This is a genomic window from Aeromonas sp. QDB68 (genome assembly GCF_027707405.1).
In the GTDB taxonomy this organism is placed as follows: domain Bacteria; phylum Pseudomonadota; class Gammaproteobacteria; order Enterobacterales; family Aeromonadaceae; genus Aeromonas; species Aeromonas caviae.
Map to the genome: position 1 here is coordinate 1 of NZ_JAPCIQ010000101.1, position 11,719 is coordinate 11,719.

General features: G+C 63.0%; 8 protein-coding genes and 2 pseudogenes. 4 read left to right on the forward strand and 6 right to left on the reverse strand.

Features of this window, described 5'->3' with window-relative positions; translation table 11 throughout:
- Window positions 1-77: 77 nt before the first annotated feature.
- From PG892_RS22595 to PG892_RS19210, 3 genes and pseudogenes are all read left to right on the forward strand, one after another.
- Window positions 78-2,723 (forward strand): annotated as a pseudogene (locus PG892_RS22595) (response regulator); the annotation flags it as partial.
- Window positions 2,720-3,535 carry a response regulator gene (locus PG892_RS19205; RefSeq protein ID WP_254052380.1) on the forward strand — a complete coding sequence of 272 codons (816 nt, stop codon included), beginning with the start codon at window positions 2,720-2,722 and terminating at the stop codon, window positions 3,533-3,535. The pseudogene PG892_RS22595 and the gene PG892_RS19205, both read left to right, overlap by 4 nt.
- A complete protein-coding gene (locus PG892_RS19210; protein WP_258040117.1) occupies window positions 3,432-3,737 on the forward strand; it encodes an HD-GYP domain-containing protein in 306 nt (101 codons plus the stop codon). Before PG892_RS19205 ends, PG892_RS19210 begins: the two co-directional genes overlap by 104 nt.
- On the opposite strand, the gene PG892_RS19215 is transcribed toward PG892_RS19210, so the two are convergent.
- From PG892_RS19215 to PG892_RS19230, 4 genes are all read right to left on the reverse strand, one after another.
- Window positions 3,713-4,357: an MBL fold metallo-hydrolase gene (locus PG892_RS19215; protein ID WP_052815082.1), complete on the reverse strand. Its 645-nt coding sequence runs from the start codon at window positions 4,355-4,357 to the stop codon at window positions 3,713-3,715. The two genes, PG892_RS19210 and PG892_RS19215, sit on opposite strands and share 25 nt — an antisense overlap.
- Window positions 4,351-5,481, reverse strand: coding sequence for a tRNA 2-selenouridine(34) synthase MnmH (gene mnmH, locus PG892_RS19220; protein WP_052815083.1), 1,131 nt, complete (start codon window positions 5,479-5,481; stop codon window positions 4,351-4,353). Before mnmH ends, PG892_RS19215 begins: the two co-directional genes overlap by 7 nt.
- Window positions 5,478-6,515 carry a selenide, water dikinase SelD gene (selD, locus tag PG892_RS19225; RefSeq protein WP_270825705.1) on the reverse strand — a complete coding sequence of 346 codons (1,038 nt, stop codon included), beginning with the start codon at window positions 6,513-6,515 and terminating at the stop codon, window positions 5,478-5,480. Before selD ends, mnmH begins: the two co-directional genes overlap by 4 nt.
- 348 nt (window positions 6,516-6,863) lie before the next feature.
- The gene (locus PG892_RS19230) at window positions 6,864-8,048 is read right to left on the reverse strand and encodes an acyltransferase family protein (RefSeq protein WP_270825706.1); all 1,185 of its coding nucleotides are present in this window, start codon (window positions 8,046-8,048) and stop codon (window positions 6,864-6,866) included.
- 259 nt (window positions 8,049-8,307) lie between these two features.
- Between PG892_RS19230 and PG892_RS19235 the strand changes: the two genes are divergently transcribed.
- Entirely contained in the window at window positions 8,308-8,952 is a 645-nt protein-coding gene (locus PG892_RS19235) for a glutathione S-transferase family protein (RefSeq protein WP_102948500.1), read from the forward strand.
- A gap of 467 nt (window positions 8,953-9,419) precedes the next feature.
- On the opposite strand, the gene PG892_RS19240 is transcribed toward PG892_RS19235, so the two are convergent.
- Both PG892_RS19240 and PG892_RS19245 read right to left on the reverse strand, forming a co-directional pair.
- A complete protein-coding gene (locus PG892_RS19240; protein ID WP_039039155.1) occupies window positions 9,420-10,613 on the reverse strand; it encodes a class I SAM-dependent methyltransferase in 1,194 nt (397 codons plus the stop codon).
- Window positions 10,614-10,797: 184 nt separating this feature from the next.
- A pseudogene (locus tag PG892_RS19245) lies at window positions 10,798-11,643 on the reverse strand (methyl-accepting chemotaxis protein); the annotation flags it as partial.
- Window positions 11,644-11,719: the final 76 nt, after the last annotated feature.

Genomic DNA, 11,719 nt, shown 5'->3' on the forward strand with positions numbered 1-11,719 from the left:
TGCGCGAGCAGCTATCACCCAGTAATGGGGATCCCCCTCCTGTGACGCGAAGCGCTAAGGTGGGGGAGGATGTCAAGATCCGCATTGCCAAGCGTCTGCGCCTTGGGGGACGTGATCTTGGTCTGCTGCTAATCAACGTTCAGGCTGCCCGTATGCTCAAGGAGTTTGCCGACAACCGCGGCAAGGCAGCCGATCACATCATGCTGTTCAACCAGGACGGATACTGGCTGCGCAGCCCGGACCCATCCCGGGAGTGGGGCTTCATGCTCGAGCGCCCGGATCTGACTCTGAAGCAGACTTCTCCCCAGGCCTGGCAGGCGTTCTGGGACGCATCAAACGGCCAGATGGAGTCTGCCGACGGACTCTGGAGCTGGACCACCCTGTACCCGGCACAGAATCATGATCAGCTGATCTGGAAAGCCGCGTCCCTGGTGCCGCACAGCGAGCTGCAGGCCATTCGCACTCATATCTGGGGGATCATCTTGGCCGCCAGCGCCGTGCTGCTGCTGTTGTTTGGTGCCGGTGTGGCTGCACTGGTGCGCAGCAGGCACAAGGAGCAACTGGCCCAGCAGGAAGCGGCCAGGTTGGCACAGGTCAAAGGTGATTTCATCGCCAACATGAGCCACGAGATCCGCACCCCCATGAACGCCATCATGGGGCTGACCTACCTGCTCGAACAGGGAGGGCTCGAGGATGGTCAGCATGCCCTGGTGCGCAAAATCCACCAGGCCGGGCAGGCGCTGCTCGGGATCATCAACGACATCCTCGATTTCTCCAAGATTGAGTCGGGTCGGCTCAAGCTTGAGCGGGTGCCATTCAGTCTCGAAGAGGTGCTCGATCACGTGGCGGCCATCATGTCCACCTGCGTTGGCCAGAAGCACCTCAAACTGGTGGTGAGCAGTGCCCCCGAGCCGGTTTCCCATCTGATTGGGGACGCCCTGCGCCTCGAGCAGGTGCTGCTCAACCTGACCGGCAATGCCATCAAGTTTACCGAACGCGGCGAGGTGGAGGTCAAGGTTGTGCTGGAATCAGAGCAAGACGGCATGGCCACCTTGCTGTTTCGGGTGCGCGACACCGGGATCGGCATTCCCCCCGAGCAGCAGGCCAACATTTTCAATGCATTCTCCCAGGCAGACTCCTCCACCAGTCGCCGCTTCGGGGGCACCGGGCTTGGTCTGACCATCAGTCGCCGCCTGGTGAATCTGATGGGGGGGACATCGGCGTCACCAGCGAGCTTGGCAAGGGGAGCGAATTCTGGTTCCGCGTCCGGCTGGAGCAGGGGGAGCGGCCCGAGGCCTTGAACGAGCGCCTGCAGCACATCTCGCTGCTCATCGCCGACGACAATCAGGTGACCCGCGACGCCCTGTCGATGACGGTGGGTTCCCTCGGATGGCAGTCGCGGGTGGTGGAGTCCGGTGAGCAGGCGCTGCACCATCTGCTGCGCCAGGGGGAGCGTTTTGACGTGATCCTGCTCGACTGGATCATGCCGGGCATGGACGGGCTCGAGACCTGCCTGGCCATTCGCCGCGCCTTCGAGCAGCAGGAGCGTTCACCCATCATCATCATGGCGACCGCCTATTCCCAGGATGAACTGATGCACCGCCCCGGCTCGGATCAGGTGGATCTGGTGCTGCACAAACCGGTCACCGGCTCCAGTCTCTACAACGCGGTGGCACGTCTCATCCACGAGAAGCGCGAGCATGTGGAGCCCCTTGAGAGTGGCCAGCGCCGTCTGCGCCTGCCGGGCGTGCACATACTGCTGGTGGATGACAGCGACATCAACCTGGAGGTGGCGACCCGCTTGTTGCAACGGGAGGGGGCCGAGGTGATCACCGCCATCGATGGGGAGCGAGCCCTGGCCTGCCTGGCAGATCCGGCACGGCGCATCGATCTGGTACTCATGGATGTGCAGATGCCAGTGATGGATGGCTACGAGGCGACCCGTCGCCTGCGTCTGCTGCCGGGGCGGGAGGAGACTCCCGTGCTGGCACTCACCGCAGGGGTATTCAAGGATCAGCGGGAGGCGGCGCTGGCCTCTGGCATGAACGACTTCATCGCCAAGCCGCTCGATGTGGAGCAGCTTATCGCGACCTTGCTGCGTTATCTGCCGGACTGTGTCCTGCCGCTCACAGTGAGCGACGAGCCACTCCCCCATGAGCCGGTGGCCGGCATCGATATCGATACCGGACTGCGCAACTGGGGTGAAGCCTCGGTCTATCTTAAATACCTGCGGCGTTTTCGCGATGACTACATGACGGTTGGTACCGTGTTGCCGGACTATATCGCCCAGCACGAGACCGATGCGGCGGCGAGCCTGACCCACAAGCTCAAGGGGGGGGCGGGGAGCCTGTCACTCACCGATGTGGCGCGTATCAGTGCCGAGTTGAACGAGGCCATCGAGCAGGGTGGCGACACCAGCCAGCTTATCGCACCCTTCCTCGAGGCCCTGGAGCGTGCACAACACTCCATCGATACCTATGCCGGGCGCGGTCAGTTCCCCGCTGGCCCAGGGGGAAGCGCGGGAGGTCTGCCTGCACGCCCTGCATCAGGCCCTGGTGAGCGAGGATCTGGATCTGATTGAGCCGGCGCTGAGCCAGGCAAGGAGTCACCTTCCTTGTGAACTAGTGAGCGAGATAAGCGCAGCCCTGGAGCTGTTCGATATCCCGTTCGCCACCCGCAAGCTGGAGGATTATCTGGAGGATCGGGAGGAACCTGCGCCATGAGTCGACCGCGCGTGCTGATCATCGACGACGAGCCGAGCAACCTCGGGTTGCTGCGGCAAATCCTCAAGGAGGAATACAACCTCTTCTTTGCCAAAGGGGGAGAGGAGGGGTTGGCCGCCGTGGGGCGTCACGAACCGGCACTTATCATGCTGGACGTGCGCATGCCCGACATGGATGGTTACGAAGTGTGCCGCCGGCTCAAGGCCGATCCGGCTCACGCCGGGATCCCGGTGCTCTTTATCACCGCGAGCGACAACGCAGACAGCGAGAGCCAGGGGTTCGAGGCGGGCGGAGTGGATTATATCTACAAGCCGGTCTGTCCGAGCACGGTGCGTGCCCGGGTGCGCAATCATCTCTCCCTGGTGCGCCTCGATCAGCTCGAGTGCAGCTATCGCACCGCCATCGTCATGCTGAGCGAGGCGGGCCACTACAACGACACCGACACCGGGGTGCATATCTGGCGCATGGCCGCTTACGCCCGGGCCCTGGCTGATGCGGCGGGCTGGAGCCCGGAGCAGTCGGATCTGCTGGGGCTGGCAGCCCCCATGCACGACATGGGCAAGATTGGTATCCCTGACCACATCCTCAAGAAGCCCGGTCCCCTCACCGAGGAGGAGTGGATCATCATGCGAAGTCACCCGCGCATCGGTTACGAGATCCTGAGGCGATCCGATGCCCCCCATCTTTCGCATGGCGGCGGAGATTGCCCTGCACCACCACGAGAAATGGGACGGCTCCGGCTATCCCGCCGGCGAGACCGGCGAGGGGATCCCCGAGGCGTCGCGGATCGTGGCCATCGCCGACGTCTTTGACGCCCTGAGCGTACGTCGCCCCTACAAAGAGCCCTGGCCCCTGGACCGGGTGCTGGCCACCATGCGCGATGGCTCCGGCCAGCACTTCGATCCCCGGCTGCTCTCCCGTTTTCTCGAGATCATGCCGGAGATCTTGCGCCTCAAGGCGCAATGGGATGCCCGCGAGGAGCGGGGGGATTACCAGATGGGCTGTGTCAGATAGGGATTGCTGGCCCGTTCGTGACCAAAGGTGGAGCTCGGGCCATGGCCCGGAATAAAGACGATCTCATCCCCGAGCGGCAGCAGGGTCTCGGTGATCGACTTGATCAGCGCCCCGTGATCCCCGCGCGGGAAATCGGTGCGGCCTATGCTGCCGGCAAAGAGCACATCTCCCACCCAGGCGAGGCGTTCTGCCTGGCAGAGCAGCACGATGTGGCCCGGAGTGTGGCCCGGGCAGAAATAGACATCCAGCTCGCACCGGCCCAGCTGCACCTTGTCACCCAGTGCAAGCCAGCGATCGGGGGTGAAGGCTGGTGTGTGGGAGAAGCCGAACATCTGACTCTGCTGGGGCAGCATGTCGAGCCAGAAGGCATCCTCCTTGTGGGGGCCGGTAATGGCGACACCGGTTCTCTCGCGCAGCTCGGCGGCGGCGCCCACATGATCCAGATGGCCGTGGGTCAGCAGGATATGGGTGAGGGTCAGCCCCCGTTTGGCTATGGCGGCCAGCAGCTTGTCCGCCTCGCCGCCGGGATCGACGAGGGCAGCCTGGCGGGTCTCGTCACACCAGATAAGAGAACAATTCTGGGCGAACTGGGTGACCGGGATCACCTCGAACTTCAACATGTGGGACTCTCCTGAGGGGTCTGAAGGGGGGAGCGTTTGGCGAAGAAGGCGAGGCAGGCCTCCTTGGCACCACGAAACAGGATCCGCTCGCGCTTGTTGTCCAGCTGATAGCGGTACATGGGGTCATAGTAGCGAGTCAGCAGCAGTCTGATCCAGACCAGATGGGCGCGGGTGTCCCCGCTCTGGGCCTGTTCCCTGAGGGCGGCCTGCAACAGCCCATCGAGTTCGCGATAATCCTTGTCACCGAGTCGGCGCTTGAGCCTGGCCATGGCGTCGGTGAGGTAGCCGGCAAACAGCGGCCAGCCTGCATCTGGCCCATGGAACTCCAGATAGCGCAGCCAGAGATCCTGCACGTAATCGGTGCGGATCTGCTCGGCCCGTGCCTCCTGCGGCACCTCCACCACCACCAGGGGAGCCCGGCACATGGCCTCATAAAGGTTGAGTGGCAGGGCGCAGCGACCGATGAGACGGCTCTCGTCTTCCAGTACAAACTGTGACTCTCCCCGGTTGCGACGCTGAAGCAGCTCGATGGCAAGCCGATTTTCGAAGTCGATGTTGCCGGGTTGCCCACCCGGCAGTTGGCCAAACGACGACCCCCTGTGACGGGCGTGCCCTTCCAGATCCACCGCCTGGGTGATGTGCGCCAGCATGTGGGTCTTGCCGGAGCCGGTCATGCCGGTCAGCACGGTCCAGTCGCACTCTGCACTGGCCTTCGCCTGGGTGTCGATGAGAAAGTGGCGCAGCGCCTTGTAGCCGCCCGCGACCCGGGGGCGGGTGATGCCGGCCTCGGCCAGCCACTGCTGCACTGTCTGGGAGCGCAGGCCGCCGCGAAAACAGTAGAGCAGGGCGTCGGGTTGCTGGCGCAACCTGGCCAGCCAGCCTTCCATGCGCGCGTCGCGCACCGCGCCTCCCACCAGTTGATGGCCCAGGGCGATGGCTGCGGCCTGACCCTCCTGCTTGTAACAGGTACCGACCCGGGCACGCTCCTCGTCCGTCATCAGCGGCAGGCTGACGGCGGTGGGAAAGGCCCCTTCCTTGAACTCGACGGGGGCGCGCAGATCGATGAGTGGAACCTCATCCAGAAAGATCCGGGCGTAATCCGTGGCCAGTGGCAGGGTACTCATTGGACAACCTCGATGAACTGGTTGCCGGTGCGGGCCTGCAACTGGCCGATGGGAGAGAGGGTCAGCCCTGCCTGTGCGGCAATGGCAAGGAGCTCGGCTTCACTTTCTTTACCGACGGCTACCAGCAGGCCGCCGCTGGTCTGCGGGTCGCACAGGATGCTGCGGGTGCGATCATCTATGGCGCCCAGCTTGTCACCATAGGAGTCGAAGTTGCGCAGGGTACCGCCTGGTACGCAGCCCTCACTCAGGTAGTAATCCACCTCGTCCAGCAGCGGCAGCGCCTTGAAGTCCAGACGGGCACTGACGCCGGAACCTTCGCACATCTCCAGCAGGTGGCCTGCCAGTCCAAAACCGGTCACGTCGGTCATGGCGTGCACGCCGGGTAAGGCGGCGAAGCGCTGGCCAATCTTGTTGAGGGTACACATGGCATCCGGGGCCAGTTGCTCATGCTCGGGCTTGAGCTTGCCCTTCTTCTGGGCGGTGGTGAGGATGCCGATGCCAAGGGGTTTGGTAAGATAGAGCACATCACCCACCTGGGCGGTGTCATTCTGCTTGATGGCGTCGAGTGGCACGATACCGGTCACTGCGAGGCCGAAGATGGGCTCGGGGGCGTCGATGCTGTGACCGCCTGCCAGAGAAATGCCCGCCTCGTGACACACCTGGCGACCCCCGTCGATCACCTGCTGGGCCACTTCAGGTGCGAGTATGTTGACGGGCCAGCCGAGGATGGCTATGGCGACGATGGGTTTGCCGCCCATGGCGTAGATGTCGCTGATGGCGTTGGTGGCGGCGATGCGACCGAAGGTGAAGGGATCGTCGACGATGGGCATGAAGAAGTCGGTGGTAGAGACGATGCCCTGGCCGTTGCCGATGTCGACCACGGCGGCATCATCCTTGCTGCTGTTGCCGACCACCAGGGTGGGGTCGTCAAAGCCCGGGATCTGGCTCTTCAAGATGGTGTCGAGCACCTTGGGGGAGATTTTGCAGCCACAGCCAGCGCCGTGGCTGTATTGGGTCAGACGAATGGAAGACATGCTTTCCCCTTGTGTGGGCAGACTTGTGTGTGCCAATAACTGCTGCGGCGCCGTCAAATGTGCGCGCAAAAATAGGGTGGCCCTGGCGGCCTGTGAACACAGTGATGTCAGGCTGCCAGGCAGGGCGGGAGGAGGGCAAGGATGCGCCGGCGAAGCCCCGCCGAGGACCACAGGACGGGCCATTATGCCACAGACGGCCCTCTTGATTCGAACTGTAATTCACACAAAGCGCAGGGGATTGTCGGGTTCAAAAAGAGCCGTACTGTTCGCCTTGCTCAGGCTAGTCCCACTTTGAGCCGCCCCGACGGCGTGCCGGTCTTGCATCGGGGCAGCATGTGGCGACGGAAACTAGCCAGCTTGCTCCATCACTGGTTGGGGAGCCTTGCCTAGCCGGCGCAGTCGCCGTTGCAGCGGCCGCTCCAGCAGGGTGTAGCTCAGCGCCGAGAGCCCGATCAGCACGGCGAGCATCAACAGGGTGGCCAGCACCCCCAGCAAGGGGTTGGTCTGGGCGTACCACCACGCGGTGAGCCCCGGCGCCAGAGAGTGGACAAGCTCGCAGCCGGTGAGCAACACCAGGGCGTGGAGCAGGTAGATGGAGTAGGAGAGATCCCCCAGCCAGTTGGTGAAGCGGTTGTCCAGGAGGCGCAGCAGCGGGCTCTGGCGATCGCCCTGGCAGGCGGCAATCCAGATCAGCAACACGTAGGCGCTGATCAGCAGCAGGGTCAGCTGCGGCGTCATGGTGAACTGCATCAGCGCGAAGGGGAGCAAAAAGGCGAGCAGCAGCGGCAGATCCCGCTGCATCATGGGCCACTGGCGGGCAGCCTTCACCTTGGGCAGCAGCCAGAGGCCGAGCACGAATTCACTCACCCCGCGCCCGATGGCCAGCGCTCCGCTGGTGACATCCAGGGTACCCCGGCTGTGCACGATAAAGGCCAGCACCGTCAGGGCCAGCAAAGGGGCGAGGTTGCTCCAGCGGCTGCGGGTGACGGCGAGGGAAATGAGCAGTGGAAACAGCAGATAGCTAATCCACTCCACGCTGAGCGACCAGGCGGCGAAGTTCCAGGTCAATCCGTGATCGGTCACCACCTGCAGCAGCAACAGGCTGCTTGGCAGCGCCTCGGCCGGGGTAAAGGGGGAACCAAAAGGAGGCATCCCCTCCCACTCCCACATCTTGAACAGGGGGCCGGCGTAGAAGCCAATCCCGTGGTGGGCCTTGTAGAGCTCCCAGCCCACCAGCAGCAGCAGGGTCACCAGGTAGAGGGGATACACCCGGGTCAGCCGCAGCCAGAGGAAGCGGCCATAACTTATGGTGCGGGGCGTGCGGGCGAAGGTCTCCCCGTAGACGTGGGCCAGCACCAGCCCGCTCAAGATAAAGAAGAGATCGACCCAGAGGTAGCCGTTCTCGATGAGTTGGGTGTGGCCGGCGATCGACTCCATCCACTGGGGGAAGAGCAGCAAGCGGGCGTGGAACAGCACCACCATCAGGGCAGCGATGCCCCGCAGCGGCGTCAACAGCGGCAATGATTGATTCATGACGGGATCCTTGATGATGTTCAGCTTGGCCTGACATCGATTTTTGTTGTGGTGCCGCTCATCAACCCTGATGAGTCGGCTGCCCCGGCTTGGCGGCCGCAGGCGGGATCACCCTACCTAAAAGAGAGTCATACGAGTGTGATTGCCGTCATGAATGGGCGTTTATCATCCCAAAACCAGCATGGGATAGGGACGCATCGAAAATAGAGAGGGGATCTAGACTAGGGAAGTCATCCCTCTGAGCGTCAGGAACATTCCCATGAAACTCTATGCCCACCCCTTTTCGTCCTACAGCCAGAAAGTGCTGATCGCCCTTTACGAGAATGCCACCCTGTTCGAGTACCGGAATCTCGAAGAGCCGGCGGCGAACGCCGAACTTGCCGCCCTCTGGCCACTCAAGCGCTTCCCGGTGTTGCTGGATGACGGTCGCTGCATCCTCGAGAGCAGCACCATCGTCGCCCATCTGCAGGCGCACCACCCGGGCCCCGTCTGCCTGATCCCGCCTGGCGATGCGGGTCTGGAGGTGCATATGCTGGAGCGCATCTTCGACAACTATGTGATGACGCCGATGCAAAAAGTGGTGCTGGATGCGCTGCGCCCGGTCGCGGATCGCGACCGCTATGGCGTAGCGGAGGCCCGCGAGATGCTCAATCAGATCTACCCCTGGCTTGATCAGCGACTGGAAGGACGCCACTGGATTGCCGGCGCAGACTTCACGCTGGCCGATTGCGCCGCCGCCCCTTCGCTCTTCTACGCCGACTGGGCCCACGAGATCCCGGCTGGCTATGGCCGTCTGCGTGCCTATCGCGCCCGTCTGCTCAATCATCCCTCCATCGTGCGGGTGGTGGTGGAGGCGAGGCCATTTCGACACTACTTCCCGCTGGGCGCGCCAGCGCGTGATTGAGCGGGATGACTTGTGGTGGGCGAGTATTGTCGCCCCAGGCAATGTGCGAGGCGGACAGGGGCATGGCGTGATCCATTGCAGGGGAAAACAGCAATATTCATTCAAATGAGTGGGCATGCATTTGTGGCTGATATTTCCCCGAGGATTCTTTAATGTTGATGCGTAATATTTCATGCTTTTGCATAAAAAAATGCCGGGCATGTCTCTGCTGGTGGGTTGTGTAGTGAAAGAGAGATGAGAATCGGGTTAACGATGCGGCAACCTTTGATTGAGGATGGCAGTCGTCAGTCGAAGAGGAGGGATGGGGGCAGCAATCGCTGTTGGTGGCAAAGTCGGGGGGAGGTTGTCTCTTTGGCGGCCGCATGAAAAAAGCCCGCTTTGATCGCGGGCTTTTTGATGACTAGCAGAACCCAGTCCTGGCCCGGATCTGGCACCGGGAACAAGGTGGCTGCGCTGGTCTGCTCGGCTTAGCGGGCGCGCACCACCAGCCCCTTGAGGTAGAAGCCTTCCGGATAGGCGGTGCCGATGGGGTGATCGGATGCCTGGGACAAGAGCTCCAGGATCTGGGCGTCGCGGCCGGCATCGAGGGCTGCATCGGCCACTATCTTCTGGAACAGGCTCTGCTCCATCAGGCCGGAGCAGGAGTAGGTCAAGAGCACGCCACCCGGCGCCAGCAGCTGGAAGGCCAGCATGTTGATGTCCTTGTAGCCGCGGCAGGCGCCCAGCAGCTGGGCCTTGCTCTCGGCAAACTTGGGCGGATCCAGCACGATGACATCGAACTTCTCGCCCTTTTCGCGATATTCGCGCAAGAGCTTGAAGACGTCGTGACGCACGAACTGGGTGTTGCTGGTATCGAGACCGTTCAGTTCGGCGTTCTGGCGGGCGATGTCCAGCGCATTCTGGGAGAGATCGACGTTGACTACCTCCTTGGCACCGCCCTGGAGGGCATAGACCCCGAAACCGCCGGTGTAGCAGAAGCAGTTGAGCACCCGCTTGCCTTCAGTGTATTTCGCTGCGGCAAGGCGGTTGTCCCGCTGATCCAGATAGAAACCCGTCTTGTGACCGTTACGAATATCTACCAGGATCTTGACGCCGCCGTTCTCCTCGATCACCACGGGGTCGGTCGGGGTCTCGCCATGGATGACGCCGGTGCGCTCCTTCAGCCCTTCCTTCTTGCGCACGGCCACGTCGGAGCGCTCATAGATGCTGCACTCGGGGTAGAGGGTACGCAGGGCTTGCGTGATCAGCTCGCGCTGGAACTCGGCACCGGCGGAGAGGATCTGGCACACCAGGAAGTCGGCGTAGCGGTCGATGGTCAGGCCCGGCAGACCGTCGGATTCGGCGGCGCACAGGCGATAGCCGGTGAGGCCCTGACGCTTGATGAGCCCGTCGCGGGACTCCTGCGCGTATTTGAGGCGACGGATGAAGAAGTCGAGATCGACGCTCTCATCCTTGTCGAAGGTCCAGACCCGGGCACGGATCTGGGAGCTGCCGGACCAGGCGCCACGGGCGAGCCATTTGCCGTCATGGGTGAAGATCTCGACGGTATCGCCGTCAACGGGGTTGCCCTGCACCCGCTCAATGCCCTTGGAGAAGATCCAGGGGTGGCGACGCAGCAGGGATTTTTCGCGGCCTTTGACGAGATAGATGGAAGCGCTCATGGGTAGTTGCCGATGGTAGAAAAGAAGGGGGCATATAGTAGGGGCTGTGAGGGTAGGCACGCAAGCCGCGTCTACCGGGATCCGTGCATCCACACGCGGTCAGGGTCGAACGGGCTGTTTCGCGCGTCCCCAGCGCCTGGCCCAGACATGGCAGGCCATCTGGACGATGGCCTGCCGGAGGGGGTCAGATCCGCAGGCCGGTGAGCGCCTGACCGAGTTCGCTGGCGGTTCCCTTGAGGCCGGTGGTGCCGGCGACCGCCGCGCTGGCGGACTCCTCCACCCGGCTTGCCTCGTGGCGCACCTTGTCGAGGTTGCGGGTGATCTCCTCGGCCACCGAACTCTGCTCTTCGCTGGAGGTGGCGATCTGGGTGCTCATCTCCAGCACCGCATCGCTGTGGTTGCTGAGCCGCTCGATGTCCATGCCCACCTCGGTGATGAGCTGCTGGCTGTCGGCGGCGCGCCCCACCGTCTTCTCCATGATGTCGTTCAGCGCCCCGGTACCGGCCTGGAGCTCCTCGATCATCTGCTGGATTTCCACCGTGGCCTGCTGGGTGCGGCTGGCGAGGGTGCGCACCTCGTCGGCCACCACCGCAAAGCCGCGTCCCTGTTCACCAGCCCGGGCCGCCTCGATGGCGGCGTTGAGGGCCAGCAGGTTGGTTTGCTGGGAGATGGCGTTGATGACGTTGACCACTTCGTTGATGCGATTGGCGTTGTGAGTCAACCGCTCGACCGCGCCCGAGGCATTGCCAATCTCGTCTGCCAGGGTGCGGATGGCGGTGATGGTGCGTGCCACCCGCTGTGCCCCGTGAGTCGCCTCGTCGCTGGACTGGCGGGTTTGCAGCAGGGTGTCATTGGCGTTGCGGGCCACTTCCCGGATGGCGGCGGACATCTGCTCCATGGCGGCGGCCAGGGAGTCCATGTGCTGTCGCTGGGCGCGGGCAAGCTGCTCGCCGTCGCTTGCATGCTCGCGAAATTCGTCTGCGGCCAGGGTAAGGGCATCGGCGGACTCTTCCACCAGTTGCACTATCTTGGGGGAACCGCAGAATTCGGAAAAAATCGTACGCTAAGCTAACGGTGTTCTCGTGACAGCTCTTTGACTAGGCTTT